16 protein-coding genes are annotated in these 23,239 nt (G+C 60.4%); 9 read left to right on the plus strand and 7 right to left on the minus strand.

Annotated features, from left to right (window positions below):
- Positions 1-127 precede the first annotated feature (127 nt).
- Genes HWX39_RS32215 through HWX39_RS32225 form a run of 3 tightly spaced genes read right to left on the minus strand, consistent with a single transcriptional unit; the run spans position 128 to position 6,975 of the window.
- Positions 128-1,759, minus strand: coding sequence for a DUF2875 family protein (locus tag HWX39_RS32215; protein ID WP_175971641.1), 1,632 nt, complete (start codon positions 1,757-1,759; stop codon positions 128-130).
- 5 nt (positions 1,760-1,764) lie between these two features.
- Entirely contained in the window at positions 1,765-4,170 is a 2,406-nt protein-coding gene (locus tag HWX39_RS32220) for a DUF3274 domain-containing protein (RefSeq protein WP_175971642.1), read from the minus strand.
- Positions 4,171-4,176: 6 nt separating this feature from the next.
- Complete coding sequence (locus tag HWX39_RS32225; protein ID WP_244135135.1) at positions 4,177-6,975, minus strand: type VI secretion system Vgr family protein; 2,799 nt, start codon at positions 6,973-6,975, stop codon at positions 4,177-4,179.
- 592 nt (positions 6,976-7,567) lie between these two features.
- On the opposite strand from HWX39_RS32225, the gene HWX39_RS32230 reads away from it, so the two are divergent.
- From HWX39_RS32230 to HWX39_RS32260, 6 genes are all read left to right on the plus strand, one after another.
- Complete coding sequence (locus HWX39_RS32230) at positions 7,568-8,143, plus strand: recombinase family protein (RefSeq protein ID WP_041189726.1); 576 nt, start codon at positions 7,568-7,570, stop codon at positions 8,141-8,143.
- Positions 8,144-8,181: 38 nt separating this feature from the next.
- Positions 8,182-9,336 carry an HNH endonuclease gene (locus tag HWX39_RS32235; protein ID WP_175971643.1) on the plus strand — a complete coding sequence of 385 codons (1,155 nt, stop codon included), beginning with the start codon at positions 8,182-8,184 and terminating at the stop codon, positions 9,334-9,336.
- A gap of 1,218 nt (positions 9,337-10,554) precedes the next feature.
- Positions 10,555-13,305, plus strand: coding sequence for a type VI secretion system Vgr family protein (locus HWX39_RS32245; RefSeq protein WP_175971644.1), 2,751 nt, complete (start codon positions 10,555-10,557; stop codon positions 13,303-13,305).
- Between the two features lie 19 nt (positions 13,306-13,324).
- Positions 13,325-15,634: a hypothetical protein gene (locus HWX39_RS32250; RefSeq protein ID WP_244135136.1), complete on the plus strand. Its 2,310-nt coding sequence runs from the start codon at positions 13,325-13,327 to the stop codon at positions 15,632-15,634.
- Positions 15,631-17,112, plus strand: a complete 1,482-nt coding sequence (locus tag HWX39_RS32255; protein WP_175971645.1) for a virulence factor — start codon at positions 15,631-15,633, stop codon at positions 17,110-17,112. Before HWX39_RS32250 ends, HWX39_RS32255 begins: the two co-directional genes overlap by 4 nt.
- Positions 17,113-17,126: 14 nt before the next feature.
- Positions 17,127-17,384, plus strand: coding sequence for a PAAR domain-containing protein (locus tag HWX39_RS32260; RefSeq protein ID WP_175971646.1), 258 nt, complete (start codon positions 17,127-17,129; stop codon positions 17,382-17,384).
- 122 nt (positions 17,385-17,506) lie between these two features.
- On the opposite strand, the gene HWX39_RS32265 is transcribed toward HWX39_RS32260, so the two are convergent.
- From HWX39_RS32265 to HWX39_RS32275, 3 genes are all read right to left on the minus strand, one after another.
- Positions 17,507-18,091, minus strand: a complete 585-nt coding sequence (locus HWX39_RS32265) for a hypothetical protein (RefSeq protein ID WP_175971647.1) — start codon at positions 18,089-18,091, stop codon at positions 17,507-17,509.
- 194 nt (positions 18,092-18,285) lie between these two features.
- The gene (locus HWX39_RS32270; protein ID WP_175971648.1) at positions 18,286-19,020 is read right to left on the minus strand and encodes a LytTR family DNA-binding domain-containing protein; all 735 of its coding nucleotides are present in this window, start codon (positions 19,018-19,020) and stop codon (positions 18,286-18,288) included.
- 1 nt (position 19,021) lies between these two features.
- Complete coding sequence (locus HWX39_RS32275) at positions 19,022-20,107, minus strand: histidine kinase (protein ID WP_244135137.1); 1,086 nt, start codon at positions 20,105-20,107, stop codon at positions 19,022-19,024.
- Positions 20,108-20,524: 417 nt separating this feature from the next.
- Between HWX39_RS32275 and HWX39_RS32280 the strand changes: the two genes are divergently transcribed.
- Both HWX39_RS32280 and HWX39_RS32285 read left to right on the plus strand, forming a co-directional pair.
- Positions 20,525-21,067, plus strand: a complete 543-nt coding sequence (locus tag HWX39_RS32280) for a hypothetical protein (RefSeq protein WP_175971650.1) — start codon at positions 20,525-20,527, stop codon at positions 21,065-21,067.
- Positions 21,068-21,403: 336 nt separating this feature from the next.
- Positions 21,404-21,607 (plus strand): hypothetical protein, encoded by a 204-nt coding sequence (locus HWX39_RS32285; protein WP_175971706.1) that lies wholly within the window; start codon positions 21,404-21,406, stop codon positions 21,605-21,607.
- Between the two features lie 59 nt (positions 21,608-21,666).
- Here the strand turns inward: HWX39_RS32285 and HWX39_RS32290 are convergent, their stop codons facing one another.
- Positions 21,667-22,467, minus strand: coding sequence for a transporter substrate-binding domain-containing protein (locus HWX39_RS32290; protein WP_069255595.1), 801 nt, complete (start codon positions 22,465-22,467; stop codon positions 21,667-21,669).
- 431 nt (positions 22,468-22,898) lie between these two features.
- On the opposite strand from HWX39_RS32290, the gene HWX39_RS32295 reads away from it, so the two are divergent.
- Positions 22,899-23,201, plus strand: coding sequence for a hypothetical protein (locus tag HWX39_RS32295; protein ID WP_175971651.1), 303 nt, complete (start codon positions 22,899-22,901; stop codon positions 23,199-23,201).
- Positions 23,202-23,239 lie beyond the last annotated feature (38 nt).

The raw sequence follows: 23,239 nt of genomic DNA on the forward strand, positions 1-23,239 counted from the left end.
ATTTTATTAAAAAATAAATAACTATTGCGAAAATTAAAATCAATATGGGAGATGCTAATAATAGCCCAACGGCAACAACAATTGAAAAATCGTGTTCACTCACGAGATTGTTCCAAATCGTCGATTACTAGAAATCCCAGCTAAAGGTCTGTGGATTGGCCTGCCGTGCCGCCGCGTCGGGCGGACTCAGCATCACGATCGTCGCGTGTAGCGGATCGCGCAGGTTCACCAGCGCGCTCGTCTTGCCGTCCTGATAACCCGTCATCAACGCCAGCGCGAGCTGGACCCACGTCGAGCTGGTACCCGTGTCGCCGCCAATGCGGCGCTGCATGTCGAACGCGTCTTTCGGATCGTCCAGATCGATATGCTGCGGGTTGTCGTGCAGCGACTGCACTAGTAGCGCGAGCTGGCTGGTCGACGCGCCCGTATCGTAGAACATCCGACCGGGTTGATTGCCGGGTGTGAGAGTTTGCAGTGCGTTTTGCCAGCCCCCTTTCAGCTTCTCGAGGCGCTCGCCTTTCTTCAGCGGCTCGCCGTGGCCATCGCTTAGATCGACGCGCACTGGACGGTGCAGGTACGCGAGCACGGGCCAGTCGTCGTACTCTTTCAACTGCCAAGTCGTCCACGGCACCGGTACCCACGGGTTCGGCTTGAACCCTTCCGGAGCTTTCAGCGGCGTTGTTTTCCAGAACTCCGGCAGCTTTGCCTGCCAGTAGTCCCACGGCATTTCCTCGTGGACCGTTTTATCACTCCAGTATGCCTTTTGGAGTGTCCAAAAATAATTCCACAGCTTGATCACGTCGTACTGTGTCTTGGTGTTGTCGATCGTTTCGGGGGCGTCGACGACGTACGGACGGATCAGGCGGTCCACCCGATCCTTGCGTGTCACCAACAGCGCAACGAAACTGTCGGGCTGCTTTGGCACAAAATTGCCATTTTTGTTCGATTGGTCGAGATAGTCGCCACCGGGGGTGCGCATATATGCGCGAGTATTGAGCCCGTCCTCGATCAACAAGACAACGGCGGGCAGATCAGGGTGCCGATCGAAGAAATCGAATGCGCGCGCGACTACATCGTCGCCATGTTCAGTCTGGAATTCATCGAGGCGGATGTACAACGTATTGCCGATGCCCGCACCGTTGTCCGCTTCACTGATCTCTCCAGACATGCGGCTAGCAAGAGGATCGGCAGAATTGCGAGGTGGCCCTGCCACAATTACCGGAATTGGCCAGTAGTCGGTCCAGTTCCGTAACGTATAACCAAACACGTTATTTAATCGTTGGCTGTACGCTGTGCTGCGTGTATCGCTCGACCACGGGTATTCCTTTGGATCCTGCAACAGCAGTGTGCCTTTCGGGCCGGCCTCATCCAGCCGCATCAACAGTGCTCGCTGGCGGAATCGGTCGACCGTGACGCCGAAGCGGCGCACTTCAAGGGTGAATCGCGAATCGCGTGGCGCGGCAGCAGTTGCTGCTGCTGTGTCCTCGCGTGCGACTGCCGATTGCATCACAACCGGGTCGGACTGACGCGACGCGTGCTGGCTCGTCCAGATGGTATAGCCGGTTGCGATCGCACCGGTGACCAGCAGGATCGGTAACAGCCACACCAGTACGCGTTGATTCATCGATATCGTCTCCCAAGAGAAATAGCCATTCATCGTAACCAGCTTGAGCACGATGCTCCAGGCCAGCGCTAGGACGATCAGCAACGCGGTCAGTAGTCGCCTGCCCGACGGGCGTGTAGAAAGTGTGGAAGTCATTGTTCTTAGAATTTATCAATCAGATTCTTGACGGCCTGTTTGCCCTGTTCGGCGGTCTGACTCAGGCCTTGCCGGGCGGCATCGACTTTTTGTCCAATGGCCTGCTGGGCCCGTGCCATATCCTGCTGGACCTGTGATTTAACCTGTTCGGCCTGGGCCTTCAGTTTCTGGTTGCGTTGTTCGATGCGTTCCTTTTCCAGCCGCTGTTCTTCCTGCTTCTTGCGCTGTTCTTCCTGCTTCTTGAAGTCCTGCTGCTGCTTATAGACTTCGCTCACAACCTGACTCGGTGGTGTGTGGGGCACGAGACGGTCGGGCGGAAATGTCCCGTCGCTGTAGTACTGACAGGTTGCTTCAACGATTTCACGCGTGACGTGGTCAAGCTGTGCATAGCGTTCATTTCCGGCACTGATAACTTTCTTTATGGGCGTACGCCAATCGGCGATCATGCGCAGCAATGGCGCCCAATAGGGATCGTCGACGGCGCGGCCCTGGCCGATGGCGACATCGAAGGCGGTGGCGCAGCGATGATTGCGGCGGCCGCTCATGACAGCGGAGTGATAGGAGTCACTCGCTCGAAACTGGTTCATCAGGCGCAATTTGGCCTCGTTGAGGGTTTCGGTGCGTAACACCTGCAACTTGCCGGCGTGGGGCGGGAAAGTAGGCTGCACGCGCAGGACTCGGCATTGATCGTCGGACGCCTTTTGCGTGTTGAGTACGTTTTCGACCTCACGAGTGTCCGGGACGCGGCCGCCGATGTTGAAAGCTGGCCACGCGATTGTTTGAGGCCGTTGCTGTAACGCTCCGACGCCACTATTCGTACTCAATGCAACTTCCGCTTCGAGCTGATCGAGTGCCTGTTTGCCCGGTTCGACTTCACTCGCACTGCCGTCCAACGGGGTATTCTGAGTGCCGTCAATCACGTTGGCTTGCATTTCCGGCGGGAACGGTGGCGGCAACGCTTCGCCGTTGATCGTCCGAACCGTGCCGACCGGAATTTCGGCCCGCTTCCAGTGCGTCTCGACATACCCGGACGTTCCATGCGCACTTTCCCCCTTTTCTCGCAACGTGAAGGGGCCGGGTGCATTGCCGACGCGGACCGGCTGACCATTGCGCAAGCGACGCGTGAACACGCGTTGACGAAAACCATCGGACAGCAGCCGGACTGACTCGGGTTTCGCTCCTGCTTTTGACGCCTGGACGCTGATTGAATCGGGCAGGCCGGCCGCGCCCATGCCATTGACACCGTTTAGCGCCACGGTAGCATCCTCTGGACAGAAATACAGGTACACCTTGCCCCGGTTGTCGCGCTCGGCGAACGCGAGTACTGCATTGCCGACGACATCTTGGGGACCTGTCAGGCGCATGGTCTTCCCCGATGTCCACTTGGTGCCTGCAATGCCATGATTGTCACGCACGACTTTGCCCTGGGCATCGACGGCGCTGAGCGTGTCGAGCGATGGTGCGCCATGCTTCGCCTGCGCAACTAGCTGTGTGAGATTGGCGAGGGTTTTGGTACGCGCGTAGGCAGTTTGTTGTTCGCCGCCGCTCTGGGTCCAGCGCTCCATGCTTTCCTGTTCGAGCGAATACGGCGAATCGATCAGGATCAGCGTGTCGGCCGGTCGGTCGCCGACACTGCAGGAGTTCGGATCGAGGCCGTTGATGAGGAAGGCCTGGGCGAGAAGCGAGATCAAGGTCCCCTGACTGTGAGCAATGATGTTGACGGTCTCGTCAGGATTGATGATCCGGATCTGCCGGATCAAGGCTGCCAGCCGCACTGCGGCCAGCACCATGTAGTGGCGGTCTGGGGCTTCGTATAGCGGATGTGTGGGATCGCCCTGGGCGGTATTGAGCAGCGCTGTGACCGTCCCGCCAAAGAAATGCGTGCCGAACATGTCGGGGATGTCGGTGGTGGCGTTGGCGAAGAAGCCGCCGTTCTTGGCGCGGTGCACGTCGAGCCGGTTGCCGAACTTATCGACGTATTGGCCGTTGACGGTCTGCTTTTGGGGATCCTTTGGCAAATCATCTTTACCTGCGCGCACGCCCCAGTAGAAGGGAATAAGGGGGCTGAGGGTCTTTTCGCCCTCCTGACGCCGATAGAGGACGTCATCGAGGTCTTGCATAAGTTCGGCGGCAGTGACGGGTTTCTTGCTGGGGTCGTCGCTGGCAGTGCGGCCGTGCTTGTATTCGGCCGCCTGGAGATCGCCGCGCCCAAGCCGGTCATTGAGGCCTTCGCAGAGGCCAGCCTCAACGGTACCGAAGTCGGTACCGAGATCGTTGACGCCGTGGATCAGAATCGTGGTGCAGGGCAACCGATTCGGGACATCGACGTTAACGTGGGCATCCTGGGGGCGTCCGGGTTGCGTGACGGCCTTCTTTTCGCTGACCACGCGCGGGGAGGGTGATGTCGGCATGGTGCGTTATCCTTGGGCGTCGAAGACCTGAACGTGGGCGATATGCATTGCGTCGCTGGCGGCTAGTTGGGTCAGTCCTTGTTGATCGGAGACGCCCTGAATCACCTGCCCATTGTTCAACGTGATTTTATATGGCCGATTCGGTACAGGATGCACGCCATCACTGCTGTCGGTACCGGGATAGCGCAACCGGAATTTCTGGTCGGTGCCAGCCTGGCCGAAGGTCTGCGGGGCGACATGATCGGTGTCGGCATCGAGGAAGTCGTGGCCGTTGGTGTGGACAGTGAACGCGCTGTTCGAGCCGACACGAACACCCCCACCGATCTTGATGTAGCTGCCATCTTCGGCGACAAGGCGTAGTGACTTGCCGCTGATCACCACGTCGCCATCGGTCGCGGTGATTTGGATGCCCTGCTTCGCGGTGGCCGACAGGTTATCTTGCTGGGCTTGCAGCATGAGCGGCCCGTCGCCCGCGATTGCGCGCACCCCCTCGCCTCGTCCAAACAGGTGAACGCCTTGGCCGGCCGATGCAGTGAGGCGCTGACCGCTGACGAACTGCATGTGTTGCTGCGCGACCTGATCGACGTTCTCTCCGGCGTAGGTCACATGGGTTTTGGGCGTCAGGTTGACCGATCCGCCCGGTGCACCGATTGCCATCAGGGCGGATGCGTTGGTCGACGGCGCAGCCCCGGCGTTGGCCGTGCCCTTGTCGACGTCGCCGGCGTGCCATTGTTTGAAGGCGGTAGCGACAGCCTGTTGGCCGGTGGTATCTGCGGCCTGGCCTCCGTGCTGACCAGCGTAATCGCCGAGCGATTTAAACAGATCCGAACACTCGCTGAGCAGTGTGATCAGTTCGTCGCGATCGAGCTGGTCGCCGCTAGCACGCGTGCGTGCATAGGCGGTGAGCAGGATGCCGCGCGCGGCGCGAACTGCTGCGGCTGCGTCAGTGCGCAGTTCTGCACCCTCGCCGCGAGCCTGACCGTGGCCGTTTTCGCGTGGGTGCGTCAGATTCCCCAGGTTCAACTGAGAATGCGCATGCTCACTTCCCAACTGGGTGCTGATCTCGTTCGGCGTGTCATCCATACGCAATTGGTTGTAGCGCCGCCCTTTAATCTCCTGGGTTTTGATGCCCGACACGTAGCGATTGCCGGGCAGTGATCCGGTATGGGTAAATGCGGTCGGCGTGTTCACGCCATTGGGTAGGACTCCCGTAATAACCAAGCGGTCTGGGTCACCGGAGATGCAGTCGATTAGGACCTCCATGCCTGCACGGGGCAGAAAGGTAGCACCGAAGCCCACGCCAGCAAGACTGGTAGAAACGCGGATCGGGACGCTATCGCCGGCATCACCGTTGGTGCCGGCGCCTGCTGCGTGCTCATGATCGGTCGGATTGAGCCCCTGGAGCTGTACGTGCACACGGCCATCCTTGTCGCATACGACCTCCTCACCCTCGTGAGTGACGATGACGCCGGTAAGCAGGTGAACGGGTGGCAGATCAATGCCTGGATCGTATGCCGGCGTAAGTGGCACACCGCGCCGGACGGCGGTGAAGGTGTTTTCGTAACGGGTGTCGTTGCTGTCGCTAAGCGATGCGGGCAAAGCTGGCTCAACCTGAGACAGATGGCGGCTCGCTTCAAACAATGCTCGCGCGCGTTCGCTCAAGTCCTTCGGCAGGTTGTTCCAGATGTCATGCCGGATGGAGGTAACGACGAACTGACGCTGGTCGACAGATTGCATGTCGAGCTCGACGTCGCCCGTGACAGTGATATACGTGCCTACTGCCAGATCGCGCACGCTGCTTACGCCGTTGACGCGCTCGGCGGCGAACTGGTGCGCATGGATGCGAGCTTGAGTGAGGCGATCGAGGTCTGCCCACGAATCCCCCGCGTGCGGGATATCGATGGCCACGTCGGTCAACAGCCGGGCAAGATCGTTGCCCGCCTCGCCTTGATCGAGGTCTAGAGGCACGCTGTATTGGTCGACTCGGGCCTTCTTGTAGTCCCACGACGGCCGACTGGCTTCACCTGACACCAACTGCTGGTGCAGCGCGAACAAGGTGATGGTATCGCGCTGTTCGGTGCCGGCGTCGCGCGGATGTAGGCGTACGGCCCCGGCAGGCGCTTCGGGCAACCGCATCGGATCGTCGCAAAATACCAGCGTATGGACCGGCGGCTCGTTGGGGATGCCGTTCGCACCTTTGGCTGGCCCGGATTTAGCGAACACGGTGATACCATCGCGCCGCAACAGTCGACGCATGAACTTCGCGTCCGATTCGTTGACCTGTCGTGTCAGTTCGCGTGCGGGATAGCGATCGCGATTCAGATTGGACAAATCGAACTCAAAGGCACGTGCAAGCGCAGGGCTGCGATCTCGCCACTCGCTCAGCATGACGGTGAGCACATCGACAACATTTTTCTTGCGAAAAATCCGCGAATTGGTGCGCTTGTCCATTAGCGACAAGGCATCACATACCGTCAGCTGGTACACGCAGAGATCACCATCACTTTGCCCTGCCTGAACATCGCGAATGATCGCGTTGACGCAATGCTGTTGCCCGCGATCGGTGGCGATCTGAACAGAGACGGGCATGCCCATGAACAGCTTTGGGGGTAAGTGGTGACGGGCCGACACGCAGGTTAGCGCGCCGTGGATGCCAGTCATCAGCCCTTCCTGGATATCGGCGTGCTGAAGCGCGAGCAAATGGCCCAACGCGCCTTGTGCCTGGCCGAAATTGAGGCCGACGGGACGTTGATTCCAGTCGACTGCGCCCGTTGCAAAATTATTGAAAGTGTCGCGAATGCCCACGTCAACCTCTCTTCATTATTCACATCTTGTTAATCCATCCTTGGTCGGACGGATTCTCTCAGTGCATCAATTGATCGCGTCATGTGGCAGCACGTGTCGCTTGCGGCTTGGTGCGGGTTCGCTAAGGGAGCGGACTGTCTGATCAAATAGAATGCTTGTTGGCATTCTAACGTTGGTATATCGAGGTAACGCTCGACATTCGTTAAACAATGTCCGGACCCAAATCACAGATCATCTGTTGGCCACCCGCCGCCCGCGGATGCTTGTGGGCCGTTACGAACCTCGGACTCGTCGCGAGCCGGCAGGTGACGAACCAATCACCACGGAGCAGCGAGTGCGGTCGATTGTCCTGCATGTGGCGAAGGAAATATCGTCGATGTGTGGCGCAAGCTAGCAGTCTCACAGCCGGTTGTCAATCCGTAGGAAGAATCGAGGCGTGCCGCGCGACATGGACTTGCGGACGAATAAAAAAGCGTCCGAAATCGATCCCTTGCGGACATGGGGGCGTAGAGGTGTCCAAAAGTAAGGCTTTCATATTTTCGGACATGAGGTATGATTCGGACATCCTTTTCGAACATATTGAGAGAGCCGCATGTCCCGGACCTTCGCATACGCCCGCGTCAGTACGACCGACCAGACGGCAGCTAACCAACTCCGCGAGATCGAGGCGGCCGGCTTTGCGGTCGACAAGCGTCGGGTGGTTACGGAGAGCATTTCCGGTAGCGTCAGCGCGCAACAGCGCCCGGGGTTCGCCGAGTTGCTTCTCAAGATGGAAGAGGGGGATGTGCTGATCGTGACTAAGCTGGATCGACTCGGTCGGAACGCGATGGACGTGCGCGAGACGGTTGAGGTGTTGGCAGATCGCGGCATTCGGATTCACTGCCTTGCGCTCGGTGGCGTTGACCTGACAAGCGCGGCCGGCCGTATGACGATGCAGGTCTTAAACGCCGTTGCCGAGTTTGAACGCGATTTGTTGATTGAGCGAACGCAGGCCGGCATCGCACGGGCAAAGGCGGAAGGGAAAGCAATGGGCCGGCCGGCCGCACTGTCAGACGTGCAGCAAGAGGAGGTATTGAGGCGACTTGGTGAAGGCGAGAGTGTTTCTGCTCTAGCTCGGGAGTTCCGGACCAGTCGGCAGACGATAATGCGAGTGCGGCTACGCGCGTAACCCGCCCGAATCAAAGACACCTACTTGACGCCACGGACATGACGCTCTGCATTTACTGTCGAGAATTGAAGCCAGACGAGGAATTCACGCTGGAGCATGTTATCCCCCAGTTCCTTGGTGGGGCGTACGTTCCTGATGTCTTCAAGACCAGAAGGGTATGCAAAAGCTGCAACAGCAATTTGGGTCTTTTCGTCGATGCCAGTTTCGAAAAGCACTGGTTTGTCACTGAGAAGCTTCGCGAGATCAGCTTTTCGACCTTCGATCCCAATCAGGATGTTGGGTTGCCGCTTGTATGTATGGGGCATTCGGACCTGCGGCCGCCGATGATGGAGGAGGGCGAGACGTGCGAGGCGTGGCTCGGGCCGTTAGGCGAGCAAATCTACTGGGTGCGGAAAGACGACTCGAAGCTGTACTGGTACGCCGGTGGTAATCCGAGAACAGTCAAGACTGAGCGCAGTCGTGCCTATTACCTATTCAGTGAGCGATCACCCAAGGATCCCGACTTGTCGTTGCGAGCGTTTCGTGACTCTTTCGCAGGGCGACGCGTCAAGAAAGTAATGTGCACAACCGTCGATTTCGATCCGAAGTTCATCGGATTCTCCGACCCTGACGAACTCGATGAAGCTCGGATTGCCTACATTCTTCAGAACTGTCGATCGAAGCAACAGCGTCATAACCAACTGAGGATGTACACGCAATATGACCTTCGCTTCATGGCGAAATTAGCTATCGGGATGGCCTATTGCCTTTTCGGTGAACGTGTCCTCGATACGCGCTATGCCGACGAGTTGTACAAGGGGTTGTGGCATCGCCCGGATGAAGAGCCGCCCGAGCTGAAGGGCACAACAGATTGGATGAAGCAGCAGGATCCGCACTTCACAAAGATCATGGGTGATCCCGATGCGATCACTATCGCGATCGTGCCTGTCACTGGTGCCGTCGCCATCAATTTGAACCTCGGCGAGTCTATGAATTGGACCGTCCAATGCGCTAGCGGTGAAAACCTGACTGGCGAGGACTTTGACAAGCTCGGGCTGGGGCGTGTCGTCGTTCTGTACCGACAACTTCAGCGATCCGTTGACTTGCCCATGAGCGACTACATCGCGCATAAGATCGGCATTCGGGCACATCCACAACTGACGGAAATCGGCTCGATGCTGAATCGCTACCGAGATTACCTCAAGAATCTTTGATCGAATGTGCGCCGTTAGGCGGCGGCGGGCCGGGGCGCTCTTTGCGCTGAAAGTTCCAGATCGGGGCGATTCGCCGGCTCTTCGCCGTGACGTGTCTCCAAAGCTATCTCCAAGTTTTGGTGTGTTTTGGAGATATGTTTGGAGATGGATTTCTTTTTTGCAAACATGCACTTCTGTCACTTGTCTCCAAATCTCCAACTTGGACATCGTTTTCCGGCAGATACGTTGGACTCCGGCAAGTGATACGGGGCGCTCGTTTAGCGCTTGGGGGTATGTTTGGGGGTGTGGTGCTAAAAGTGAGATTGATATGATTATAAAAATCAGTTACTTGATGCGCTTTTAGCGATCCTGCAGCCACCATATTGAACGAAGGGCCGGGAGGTTTTCCTCCCGGCCCTTTGTCGTTTCTGCGTTCGTTTTTTCCGGCCGGGGGGATTGTCGTGCGTCCCGGGCCGCGACATGCAGCACACAGCTTACCGTTTCGACATCGACCGATACGTCGAGCGAATCTTCCTCGCAAGAACCTACAAGCCTCGCTTCGACACGCAGGCTACAGTACGTCGCTCACGATTAATGCACTTCCGGATCAGGAGGCCATCATGAGCAAAGTGCTTGATTCATCATCGACGCAATCGGCGCGACACCATTCGTTCGTCTCGACCGGCTGACGAAAGCGCACGGCCTTGAAGGCATCATTCTCGCGAAACTCGGCTACCTGAACCGTGGATTCTCCAAGAAGGATCGCGCGGCGCAGGGCATTATCGACAAAGCTGAACGCAGCGGCGAGTTACGACCGGGCCAGACCGTCGTCGAACTGACGTTGGGTAACATCGGTACCGGCCTGGCAATCATCAGCGGCGTGAAGAGCAATCCGTGCGTCGCGGTGGTATCGAAGGGCAACTCTGCCTGTTGATCGGGCATTTAGCTGTGCGAGACGTCATTTTCCCGAGCGCGTATCTCTCGAAGCAACCCTTGGTGAGGGTTTGAAAATAGACACAACGTAACTCGCCATTGCCGCCGATGTGTATCGTCTGATTCCCGAATCGATTTGCAGGTGTATCACCGGCCGTCTTGTGCGTTAGAGCCAGCGCTCTGTGGAATATTGTCAATTTCGGGAAGCGACAAACTTGTTTTTATGACAATTTGATAAAATCGCGCGAAACAGCGGCAGCGCACCAGAAGTCCGTGTGCCATAACGAATCAAACTGAGAGACCGTCGTGAATATCCGAGAAGCGTTCCGCAATTTCGTATCGGGGATTGATACGAATCGGCGCCCCGTGACACTGAACTGGGGTGCCTCACAAAAAGACCTGGGCGCGCAGCTCGCCTTGCAGCATGTGAGTATTCGCGAAAGCATGATGACCGGCATCGATGGCCGCCTGACTTGCGTTTCGCAAAACGGAAACCTCTCGCCCAAGCTGTTTATCGGTACACCCGTATCGGTCGGGCTGGTTACCGATCGCGGCGGCAAGCACGCGATCAACGCAATCATCAGCGCGGTTCAGGTCGGACGATCCGATGGTGAGCTCACGATTTACCAATTCACCGTGACCGATGCGGTGAATCTGCTCCACAAACGCACCAATTCCCGTATTTTCCGCAACGTGAACGTGATCGACGTGCTCAACGTCGTGCTTAACGAATGGCGGCAGCGTAGCCGGACGCTCGCCCGTGCATTCGAGTTCGATCTGTCGGGACTGAATCTATCCCGGTATCCGAAGCGTTCGTACATGCGCCAGGTCAACGAGTCGGATGCTCGCTTCGTCTCGCGACTCTTGCGCCGCGACGGCATCACGATGTTCGTCCGTCCCGGGCGGGCGAGTGGCCAGCCGAATGACGGCGAGCTGCCCGTGCACACGATGGTGTTCTGCGACGATCCGCACAATTTGTCCGAAGGGCCGTCAGGTACGGTTCGGCTGCATCCGCGCGATGCGGGCACCGAAGAGCGCGACACGATCACGGTGCTGACCATGCGCCAGGAACTGATCTCGGGCCAAGCAAGCCGGCCGACATGGGATTACCGGAAGGCGAACGTCGACCAATCGAGCCGACCGGCAGGCCTCGACCAGGGAGAAGCCGGCAACGACCTGGCCCAGTTGCTGACCGATATCGTGATCGAGAGTCCGCACGTGGCGGACTCGTGGGCGGATCTCGACCGGATCACCGAAGACCGGATTCTGGCGCGCGAAGCGCACGCGGTCCGTTACGACGGCAAGAGTGGCATTCGCGATCTCCAGATCGGCACCTGGGTGACGATCACGGGTGATTCGGACTGGAATGCACGGCCCGCCGAGCAGCGACAGTTCGTGATCACGTCGCTGCATCACAACGTATGGAACAACTTGCCGAAGGAACTGAGCGAACGGGTGCAGATGTTGTTATCGACCAGTCACTCGCTCGAGCAGCCGCCGGTGACGGGCAGCCAGGATCCGGCCGATCAGGATACGCGCTACGAGAACCAGTTCACGTGTGTGCCGCGAGGCACGCCGCTGACGCCGATCTATGACATGACGATCGATTTGCCGCTCACGCCGTTGATCACGGGGCGCGTGGTCGGGAGCGGATCGGACGAAGTCACTTGCGACGAGACCGGCTGCGTGTACGTGATGATCCTGGGCCAGGACTCGGAGGATCACAAACATGCGCAAGGTGCGGGAACGAACGGGAACCTGGGTGACAGTGCACCGATCCGTGTCGCATCGAGCCTGGCGGGGCCGACCTTCGGCCAGACCATTCTGCCGCGCGTCAATACAGAAGTGCTGTTGGGCTGCCTGGGCGGTGATCCCGATCGCCTGATCATCCTCGGGGTCTTGCCGAACGGCGCCAACATGCCTGCGTCTTTCAGTCATACCGGCAGTCTGCCCGGTAACCGCTACCTGACCGGCATCAAGACGAAAGAGATCGGCGGGCAACGGTATAACCAGCTTCGACTCGACGATACGCCGAAGCAAATCAGTGCACAGTTGGCGTCCGAGCATGCTCATTCCCAGTTGAATCTCGGATATCTGACCCAGCCGCGCGATAACGGGCAAGGCGCCGACCGTGGCCAGGGCGCGGAACTTCGGACCGATGCCGCTGCGGCATTGCGCGCCGCGCAGGGGATGCTGTTGACGACCTACGCGCGTACCCAGGCGAGCGGCGGCCAGCTCGATCGTGACGAACTGATCCAGTTGCTCCAGCAGTGCACGGATCTGTTCAAATCGCTCGGCGATTATGCGGGGCAGCACGGCGGGCAAGCGACCGACACGGCGGGGCAGTCGACGCTCTCCGCCGCGTTCAAGGACTGGGAGCCGGGAACCAGTGGCAACGGTGCTTCGCAGGCGCTGATGGCATTCGGTGCGCAGGACGGTTCGTTGAACATAACGCCGAAAACGCACGTGACCTACGCGGGCGAGAACATCGATCAGGTTGCCGCCAACCATCTGCAATTCACGAGCGGCCAGAAACTGAACATGCAGGCCGGCAACGGGCTGTGGCTGTTCGCTCAAAGCGCGGGAATCACGACGATCGCCAATCAAGGCAAGTTGCTGATGCAAAGTCAGAACGACGATACGCAGATCGATTCCGCGAAGAATTTCCAGGTGACGGCGGCGGGCGGCAAGGCGTCGGTGCTAGGCAAGGACCAGGTCGTGCTGATGACGTCCGGTGGAGCTTACCTGAAGCTTGACGGGGCGAATATTGAATTGGGTTGCCCGGGAACGTTTACTGTGAAGTCGGCCGGCCACTCGTGGCAGGGCCCCGCCAGCATGAGCGGCGAATTGCCGACGTTCAGCCACTCGCCGCTCGGGCGTGTGCCGAAGCTGGTTCGGGCGACGGATGGGCAGCCCGCACCGGGATTCGATGCCGAGGTCAGGAAGGTGTCCGGCGACTTGCTGGGCCAGAAAACCGATGAGGCAGGGAAACTGCCGCCAATCAACGGCAACCAGTTCGAGCAACTGACCGTGCAATTCATCAAGAAAAATATCTGAGCATTCCGGGGAGTAACGCATGACCGATTCATTTCTGAATCCGCTGGGTCCCTCGTCGCCCAGCGCGCCGCCGGTTGCGGGTGGCAATCCTGCGGCAAGCGCGAGCGAACCGCCAAGTATCGTGATTGGCGAAGGCCAGGGGCCGACGCTCTTCGATATGCAAAACGAACTGATTTGCGTGAAGCAGCCGCCGCTGCCTGGCGTGATCATTTTCGTGCACGGCGTGAACTCGGAGGGGGAATGGTACAAGGGCGCGGAAGAGGGTCTGTGCAAGGGGTTGAACCGGCGGCTCGCCCGGCTCGATGATCAGTTGAATCATAGGGGCGTGACCGGCGGTCAGATGAGTCCCGTTCAATATACGGATAGTCTGACACCGGACGGATTCCTGAATCCCAAGCTGTGGGCTGGAAATTATATTAAGCCCGATCCTTCGTTTTCTCCGGTGATCCATTTCCGTTGGGGCTACAAGGCCAATAAGGAAGAGTTGAAGGAATACGGGGACAAGATTTTTCTGAACGAGAACAACTACTGGGGCGGCGGCCCGTTTGCGAACGGCTGTTCGAGCTTGCCGGATCTGTGGCACGAGGGGCTCGACGACCGGATCTTCGGGTGGATTTCTGTCCAGGCACTCAATCCGACGACGCGCCCCCTGTACCGGACCCCGCCCCGTACTTACGGGGTGCTCGCCGCGCTGCGTCTGGCCAAACTGGTGGAATCGATTCGCAATAAGCAGGCGAACGTGCCGATCACGATCGTATGCCACAGTCAGGGGAACATGGTCGGTTTGACTGCGGCGTTCTTCGGCGACCAGTTTGAGGCGGTGACCGACCGCTGGGGCAACACTGGGCGCTGCGTCGCCGATGCCTATGTGCTGGCAAATCCTCCCTATAGCCTCGCCAATACCGACACGGGAATGGATACGTGGGCTCAACGGGATATCAAGGATTCCAAACACCGGCGTGGCCGCGAGACTTACGAGGCCCGAACAAAGACGCTACGCGCGTTTCTCGACATCATTCGGGCCCGCTCTGCGTTCGAAATGCCCGCGGACAAGCTCGATAGAGAGATGGGCAATTGCCGGATTTCGGAGAAAGGCAAACCGTATTCGGCCGACGCCGATCGGAAGTCGCACGGCTTGAACGGCTACACCCATGGTCGCGTGACGTTGTATTGCTGCCCTCACGACCAGGTGATTTCCGCCGTGACGGTTCAGGGAATAGGATGGCGCGGGCTCGGGTATATTGACGACGACAAGAAAGAGCCGTCGAAGGAACTGATAGATATAGGTGCGGAAGGCGTGCTGACGCAGCGGGTGTTTGCGACGCACTGGAAGGTGGGTGAAGTCGGCGACTATCGCTATTGGGAGAATGACTGGCGTCACGGGAAGGAGGGCACGAAACCCGGTTTCTGGTTTCCGCCTTCCCCGCCGGCAAAATTTGGTCTGGTCCGCGCGTGGAGCGGAAACGAGAATCCGATTGCCAAGCTCTTCACCACGGCTTCCGCACCGGTTTTCTACCTGGTGACGCTGGTGACATCGAGTTTCAAGATGTTTCCCGTCAATGCGGACCCTCCGAAATACTGGACGGTGACCGCAAACGCGCCAGCGCTCGACGAGCCGTTCACGCCGCAAACGTTCCGAAGTAATGATCCGCATAATCCGATCCTGGTGAAGGATGGTAACGCCGAGAGCGATTTCAACGAGGGTTACGATACGCCCGCTGCGGCCCGGAACGCCGAGAAGGCGGACAAGAAATCCGATGATCCCTACGATACTTACCAATCGCAGTCGCCCGACGATGTCGCCAAAGGTGATGTCAATAGTGAAGCTTCGCAGCGTTACGAAGATCACGCGATCCTGCGAATGCGTGCGCGTCGTGATGGTCGCAAGGCGTGGGTGGACGAGAACGGCAACGTGATCGGCGAGGATGGCAAGAGCGACGCGCCGGAAGGCTACCAGGAGTGGCACAACGAGCAGGTGGTGGAGATTCTCGACGCCGGCAAGCTAAACAACCCGACCAATCATTCGACCACGATGACGAACCCGGACCATGCGCAGAAAGCATTGGCGTACGACGTGGCAATCGGGTTGTGCTACTTGTCGCCCAAGGATTTGACCGAATTGCGGATCGAAGCGGATTGGCGATTTGGGAGTGCGATGGCGGATGATCATCCAAGCCACAAGTATTCTAAGTACTTCGAGTTGGGGAAATTGGAGAAAAAGTTCCTGTCCGAATGGGTCGCAGATAAAGATAGTGAGGCCAAGCGTCCGGAGAAGATCGTCGATGAGCGTGAAAATGAGCTTTACCTGAAAATCGGGGGGGTGGTATGAGCCAACTGATCTCAACCTTGCCCCGTAGATTGGTTGTTGCCATCGTGGTGCTGATTGTCACGATGGGTATCATGTGCAGCTTGAGTGTTTTCGCCGGGCATACGCCTCTTGGTGAATTGAGCGCGGGAGATTGGATGAAGCGACTGTTGATAGTGCCGTCCTTGGTAGCGATTCTGACGTTTGTGGCGTCGACCATCATGATGGTGACGCCCGCGCAAGCGGCTACCCTGAAGCAGAAAGATGCAGCTGTGCTGAATGCGGGCGAAAGTGCCGCGCCGTTCGTAGCGCAGGTGGTCGGACTGGAATGGCTGAACCCGCTACAGCGGCGCGACTACCCAACGGAATGGCAGGTTTTGTGGACCATGGGGCTTGTAAAACCCAACAAAAACGACGACATGGTCCGTACGGATCCGAAGTCGTTTACGACACTTCAATCGGTCGCAGGGGTGGCCTATGGCAATCAAGGAACTGAGACGTTCAAAGGCTTTTATCACAAATACGTCAGTAAATTGCTTGGCCTGTTCGGTGATCGCTATGTGATGAACGCCAAATATTTCTATACGGTCAAGTCAAAGAGTAGGAGTGACTGGCGTGAACTGGCTGGAATGCGTGTCGAGTTCGCCATCCCGGAGCGACTTGATCCGGTGGAGGCGAAGACATACTTCCAAGGCGAATTCGTCGACAACTATGAGATTGGAAATTCCTCAGCCAAGGATCTCTGGAGCCGTGATACCCCACCCGACGTCCACGTCAACCAAGGCGGAGCGAACGCAGGCTTCACGTCGCTGAACCGCGCGCTGGATTACCTGCAGGCGAACCCGGACAAGAGCGCATGGGTCATGAACTGGGACGCGCCGAGCTTCCCGCCGAAGGACGCGCAGATCAACGAGAACATGGTGGTGCTGTTTCTGGTCGGGCCGAATTTCAAGACGGAGCGTGAGCCGCTTGCATGGATCGGTCGCGCGGCGACGGGCAACGTCAGGGACTTCGAGGCGAAGGCCGGCACCACGCGCACGGTGCAGGCATGGAAAGCCGCCATCGACAGTGCTGCCCGCAACGCGGGTGTGACAGTGCCGTCGTTGAATTTCGTGGTGCATGACGCTGGGCGCGGCGGTGAGGCGGCGTCGGAACGGATAGGCGCACTGTCGCAGACGTTGACCGAAGTGCTGCCGGATTACAATTTCAGCAAGCAGACGTTCAATACACCGGCGTTGCTGGGCGCAATGGGAGCGGGTACGGCGTTGACCGACGTGGTGCTGGCGATCGGGCGTGCGAATCACCTTGGCGAGAAGGTGCTGGTGGCGGGGACGACGGACGCGCAGCACCCGATGGCCGTAGTGATCGTACCGCCGTCGAAAATCACGCCGATCGATCCGGACAAGGACTGGTTCCGCGCCCGGGGCGAGAACAACGCCTATCTGCCGTGGTGGGGCCGTCGTCACGACACGGACTACGGCATGCAGGGCTATTCCTACTGATCGGATGGCCGACCATGCGAGGGATCATTCGAGTGGGCGACGTCCATAGTCACGGTGGCTATGTCGAGACGGGCGCGGCAAACAGCGATGTCATGGGGCGCGCGCCTGCGCGTGTCGGTGACCGCTGCACGTGTCCGTTACATGGTCCGTGCGTTGTCGTCGAGGGGGATGGGCAGTTCGACATCGAGGGTGCGCATGCGGCATTTGAAGGCCACAAGACTTCATGCGGCGCTGTTTTGATTTCTTCGTTGACGACGTCAGGGCGCTCGTAAAACTCGTACTGTCCGGACAATCGCGCTGCGGTGACGGAGGGTTCGGGGCTGGTACCCGCCACGCTATCCAACGAAGGGCTAGGCGATGTTTGCGTAGCCCTTTGTTGTTTCCAGGCCGGTTTTCAGTCGGCCGGTTGAGCGGGCGTCCCCGCCCCGATCTGCACCACATGCGCCGCACGCAGCGTATCGCCGAACATCTTCCCCATCGCCGCACCGCACTTTTTCGCGAGACTGTCCGAATCGAGACACGTCTCCCCATCGGCGCGCGCCTTGTAGATCGGCTTGATCGTGTAACGGGTACCAGCCGGCTTGTCGCCGGTCGCCGGGACGAGGGTCGTCGTCACATTCGATACCTCCATTTGCCACGTCGCGCTGATCGGCGTGCCGTAACGCGCCATCTCGGACTCCGTGAACAGGCGGATCGTGTGACTCGGCCCCATGGCCCGCAGTGCCGCCGGTACCGGATTCACGAACTTCATCTCGTCCAGTTCGACGACTTTCGTCGGCACACCGGCCAGTGCAGCCTGGATGCCTTCGCCCAGTCCGGCGAGATACGCGCGACCTTCGCTGCCGAACGCAGGCCCGTCGAATGCCTTGCCGTTCACGACGACCAGGATTGCGGTCGCTTCGGTCGGCGCGATGCCCGCGGTGTTTTCGCCGATGAGATTGGGCGTGGCGACGCAGCCGCTGACGAGCGCTGCAACCACACATGTTGTCAATCCACGCAGTGTTTTCATTGTTTTCATGGCCGGCCTTTGGGAGAACGTCGTGCCGACTCGAGGCTACGCAGTCGAGCGCCACGTGATCTCGTGATTGTGTTGGATGCGGCGCGGTTTGCCAACGCCTCGCCCACCCTCTGCCAGAGCGCAATCGTGTCTCCCGGGCCACAAGCAAACATCGATCACATCTGCCTGAACAACCCCGCATACGCCCGACTCACCGGCAGCGTCTCCCGCTGCCCGCGCACGCGAATCCGCAACCTTCCCAGCAGATCGCGCTCGACGCGATCGATCGCTGCGTACGCAACGATCACGCCGCGATGCACCTGCGCGAACCGCTCCGGATCGAGCCGCTGCATCAGTTCCTTCAGCGGCGTGCGAATCACGAGCCGTTCACCGGCGGTGACGATTTCCGTGTATTTCTCCGACGCCTGGAAATACAGCACGTCGTCGACCGACACGAGCCGTGTCGCATCCTTCACGCCAACCGTCAGCCACCGGATCGGTGCCGCCTCTCTCGCTTGCGCCGCCTGCGCCAGCGCATCGGTTTGCGCGGGCGCCGGCCCGCCGCGCTGCAGCTTCGCGATACAGCGCAGCAGCCGCTCGTCCGTTACCGGCTTCAGCAGGTAGTCGACCGCGGCCCGATCGAACGCGTCGACCGCATATTCATCGTAGGCCGTGACGAACACGACATGCACGTCGGGCACCAGCGCAGCGAGCTTCAACCCGTCGATGCCGGGCATCCGGATGTCGAGGAACGCGATGTCCGGGCGCGGCGATGCGTTCAGCGCGGCCAGCGTTTCGATGCCGTTGCGCGGCATCGCGACGATCTCCAGTTCGGGCCAAAGCTGGCCCAGCCGCTGCGCGAGCGACGCGGACAGGTTCGGTTCGTCGTCGGCAATGAGAGCAGTCGGCATGTCAGTCGATCGGAATCAGCAGGGTAGCGGTGACGCCATGCGCGGCGGCGGCGTTCGTTTCGACAGAGACGCGGCCGCGCTCGCCGTGCAGCGTCCGGATGCGCGCCGCGACGTTGGCGAGCCCGACGCCGCCATGCAGGCGCGTGTCGCCTTTGCCGAGGCCGACGCCCGTATCGATCACGTTGAGTTCGAGGCTGTCGCCCCGCATCCTGCCGCGAATCACGATCATGCCGCCGTCGATCGACGGCTCGATCCCGTGCAGCAGCGCATTCTCGACGAGCGGTTGCAGCAGCAGCGGCGAGAACGGCAGCGCGTGCAGATCCGTCGGCACGTCGATCGCATACGAGAGCCGCTCGCCGAGCCGGATCGACGCGATCTTCAGCAACGCGTCGACGAGCTCGAGTTCTTCACCGAGCGTGGAAGTCGCATCGCGCGTGCGTCGCAGGCTCGCACGCAGGTAGCGGTTCAGGCTGTCGAGCATCGTCGACGCGCGAGCCGGATCGCGCTCGATCAGGCTCTGCACGTTCGCGAGCGTATTGAACAGGAAGTGCGGCTCGATCTGCGCCTGCAGCAGCGCCAGGCGGGCGGCCGTCTCGGCCTGGCGCGCTTCGGCGGCTTCGCGGCGCTCGGTCTCGAGCGTCGCACGCATGCGCATGGACTGCAGGAACAGCGACACGCACACGAACAGGATCGCCGAGATGAGAAACGACGGCCCGTAGTTGTCCCACGTGCCGATGCGGGCGCGCCCGAACACGTGCGGCACGTTTCCGCCGACGATCGTCGCCGAGATCTCGAAGCCGATGAGCACGCTGGCCGGTGCGATCACGATGGCTTTCAGCACGAGCCCAGGCTTGCGCGGCAGCAGCCGGTCGGCGGCATAGCTGAACAGCAGCGCGCAGAAACCGATCGCGTTGGAGACGACGAGGTAGGACAGCAGCGGTTCCTGGAAATGGAGCGCCCAGAAACCCAGGCCGACGACCGAGTTGAAGCACGCGAACGCAAGCAGTGCGGCCGGATCGCGCAACAGCCGCGGCGAGGTGCCGGCGGATGGCGGCGGAATCGGCGAAGGGTCGGACGTGGCTCGCATGGTGTCGGGTGAGGGTATGGGCGCGCGATGCACCGATGGCCTGACCTTGCTGCCGGCCGGGACGGCTGCGTGCGCATTGCGACGAACCGCGCGCGGCTTCGACGAAGCGCTTCGGCTGCCGACGGTTGGCCGGGTTCCGTCACGAGTGTAGTGGAAGGGGCCGCGGATGGACACGGGGCATCGCAGGTTGCGCGTCGAACACGACGCACCGAGCGGCCGGTTGAAGGCGGCTCTTTCGGTGCAGCAGTCGCCTGCGGCCGGATTCATGGGTGCATCGGCCTTCCCGATCCGCCGAGCGATCGTCGCCTCGATGCGCAACTCATCCGCGAATTCCGGCGTCCCGTCGCAAGTCGCGCCGCCTGCCGGGACCAGGCAGTAAGGTGTTGCCGTGTCCACTCCGATCAGGCGAGCCCGGCCATGTCCGCGATCTTTCACCTGAAGCCATACGTCTACGTCATGTTCTGCGTGCTGCTCCATATCGGCATCAAGCGCTGTTTCCCGCGCGAGGTGCCGGTGGCACGACCGCTGATCTCGCCGGTCGCGTTCGGGATGCTCGGCATCGCCAGCCTGAACGGACTCTTTCCGCATGCGGGTGTCGACGCGAATGCGATCGCGCTGGCGGCCGTCCTGGGCGGCGCGGCGCTGGGCTGGCTGCACGCGGGCCGGTGGCGGCTCGAATACCGTCCGGCCTCGTCGGGGCTGCGTGTGCGCCTGCCCGGCGACGCGAGCCTGCTCGTCACGTTGATGCTGACGTTCGTCGCCGAAACCGGCATCCATTACGCGGTCGCCGTGCACGCGCCGTGGGCGGCGACGAGCGGCTTCGTGATGCTGTCGTTCGCGGTATGGGGCGTGCTCGTCGGGATGACACTCGGGCGCGCGGTGAACGTGGTCGTGCGCGGCATGCGCCAGGCGAGCGGATCGGGGCGTGGGGGTTTCCCGTATTCGGTCGATCCGCGATGAAGGGGGCGCAACAGCCGGCCAATGGGGCAACTGACGGCCAGGCATGCGATGCTGAGGGTATTCAACCGAGACTGCGTGTAACGAGCGCTGTTCAACACCGCGTTTTCCTGTCACGGCCACGTCACGGCGCGCTCATAACGTTGCACGTTCCCGTCGCGGCGGCACCGCCGGACCGGGAACGTGCGCAACCCGCTCGCGACGACGTGCCCGCGTCGCAGGCGGCCCCACCGGGATCTCGCTCCCGGCGGCGCGGCGGTCACGCATCGCGCCATTTCATTCGAAAATACGATCGACGACGGTTCGAACCGGATCGCGGGCGATCAGGAGACAGGGACCATGCTGAGTCCGCATGAATTCTCGATGCTGTTGCGCGTCGCGCGTGCGCCGGACAGCGTCGATCCGTCGAATCCCGCGTTCGCCGTGCTGGTCGAGAAGCGGCTGGTGGACGATACGCAGGTGCGCCTGAACGCCGTGGCTGCGCGCCCGGCGCTGACACCGATCGGCCGGATGCTGCTGGCGCGCTTCGATCAAGCGGCCTGAAGGGGCGCGTCACGCTTTCGTCGAGACGAAGAACGTGACGCGTTGAAGCGCCGAGCCGCTTACTGCGCGACCGGCACGGTCACGTCGCTGCCGAACCAGTGCATCGAAATTTTCTTCAGCGTGCCGTCCTTGCGCAGCGAATCGAGCGCGTCGTTGATCGCCTTCTCGAACTTCGGATTGCCCTTGCGGAACGGGATCGCCATTTCCTGCTTGCCGCCGTTCAGCACCGCGCCCGCGCGCAGCGGCAGGTTCGACGTCTTGATCATGTACGGCAGCATCAGGCGGTCGTCGAGCGTCGCCTCGATCCGGCCCGCGGCGAGGTCGCGCAGCTTCTCCGGCGCGCCCGGATACGTCTGCACCTCGATGCCCGGCACGGTGCGCGCCATCTGGTCATAGTTGGTACCGAGCGTCACGCCGAGCTTCTTGCCCTTGAAGTCGTCGAGCGACTTGAAGTTGCGCGTGTCGTCCTTGCGCTGGATCAGCTGCGCGGCCGAGTACGTGTACGGCTCGCTGAAGTCGAGCGCTTCCTTGCGCTGCGGCGTGATCGTGACCTGGTTGACGATCACGTCGAACTTGCCGGCCTGCAGGCCCGCGATGATGCCGCTCCATTCGGTCGGGATGAACTGCGTCTTCACGCCGAGCTTGCCGGCGACGGCGTTCGCGACGTCGACGTCGAAACCTTCGAGCTGGCCCGACGTGCCGCGCGAGTTGAACGGCGGATACGTGCCTTCGAGGCCGACGCGCAGCACGCCGGCTTTCTTCACCGAATCGAGCAGGTCTTCCGCATGCGCGGCGACGGCCGTGAAGCCGAGGGCCGACGCGAGCAGCAGGCCCGACAGCAGGAACTTCGAACGTTTCATCGCTGATCTCCAGTGTTCAGTATGGTGTTGTGTGGTGAGCGCCGGGCGCCGGCTGGCCCCGGTGGGCCGCAATACGGGCACGTAGACACTACTCGCAACCGCGCCGCGCCGAAAGTCGAATCGGCCCTGATTGCGATCGATTTCAGCGGGCGGTGGGCGTACCGCGCAGTACGACGAAGGGCCCATCTGCGAGGAACGACCGGTCGGACAGCCGGCGCCGGTTTGCGTGGCATATGCTCTGCTCGGGAGCATCATCTGCGTCGAACATGAAATGGCCGGCCGGCCCGCGCAACGTCCTCGCACACAAGATACCGGTGAGCTCCATGGCCGGTATCGGTCAACGTCACGGGCGCGGAATGGGCATAATGTCGGCCACGCCAACGTGGCCCTGCGGCGCCTCGTCAAGCCATCCCGTTACAACCGCGCTACCCATGTCGACCATTACCGCGACCACCATGTCGCTGAAACACATTCTTGAAAACCCCGGCGATTTCTCCGGTTGGCTCTGTCTGCCGCCGATGCCGTGGACGCTCGATACAGAAGGCGTATTCACCGAAGACGCCGACAGTACCGAAGCCATCGCACTTCAACCCGGCTGGCGCATCACACTGAACAGCGCAACGATCGAAGACATCGTGATCAACGCGCATGATCAGGTTGACGAACCGAGCATCGCGCAACTGCTCGACGCATTCGTGTACTACATCGATAACGACGAGTTCATTCTGCTCTGACGACGCACACTCCGCGCCACAGTCAAAAAGGACCGCCG

This window comes from Burkholderia sp. BCC0322, from assembly GCF_902833045.1.
GTDB lineage: Bacteria > Pseudomonadota > Gammaproteobacteria > Burkholderiales > Burkholderiaceae > Burkholderia.

Coding starts and splice junctions, on each gene's coding strand:
- HWX39_RS32215 (WP_175971641.1), bottom strand. CDS start 1,759: ATGACTTCCACACTTTCTACACGCCCGTCGGGCAGGCGACTACTGACC.
- HWX39_RS32220 (WP_175971642.1), bottom strand. CDS start 4,170: ATGCCGACATCACCCTCCCCGCGCGTGGTCAGCGAAAAGAAGGCCGTC.
- HWX39_RS32230 (WP_041189726.1), top strand. CDS start 7,568: ATGTCCCGGACCTTCGCATACGCCCGCGTCAGTACGACCGACCAGACG.
- HWX39_RS32235 (WP_175971643.1), top strand. CDS start 8,182: ATGACGCTCTGCATTTACTGTCGAGAATTGAAGCCAGACGAGGAATTC.
- HWX39_RS32250 (WP_244135136.1), top strand. CDS start 13,325: ATGACCGATTCATTTCTGAATCCGCTGGGTCCCTCGTCGCCCAGCGCG.
- HWX39_RS32255 (WP_175971645.1), top strand. CDS start 15,631: ATGAGCCAACTGATCTCAACCTTGCCCCGTAGATTGGTTGTTGCCATC.
- HWX39_RS32260 (WP_175971646.1), top strand. CDS start 17,127: ATGCGAGGGATCATTCGAGTGGGCGACGTCCATAGTCACGGTGGCTAT.
- HWX39_RS32270 (WP_175971648.1), bottom strand. CDS start 19,020: ATGCCGACTGCTCTCATTGCCGACGACGAACCGAACCTGTCCGCGTCG.
- HWX39_RS32275 (WP_244135137.1), bottom strand. CDS start 20,107: ATGCGAGCCACGTCCGACCCTTCGCCGATTCCGCCGCCATCCGCCGGC.
- HWX39_RS32280 (WP_175971650.1), top strand. CDS start 20,525: ATGTCCGCGATCTTTCACCTGAAGCCATACGTCTACGTCATGTTCTGC.
- HWX39_RS32285 (WP_175971706.1), top strand. CDS start 21,404: ATGCTGAGTCCGCATGAATTCTCGATGCTGTTGCGCGTCGCGCGTGCG.
- HWX39_RS32290 (WP_069255595.1), bottom strand. CDS start 22,467: ATGAAACGTTCGAAGTTCCTGCTGTCGGGCCTGCTGCTCGCGTCGGCC.
- HWX39_RS32295 (WP_175971651.1), top strand. CDS start 22,899: ATGTCGACCATTACCGCGACCACCATGTCGCTGAAACACATTCTTGAA.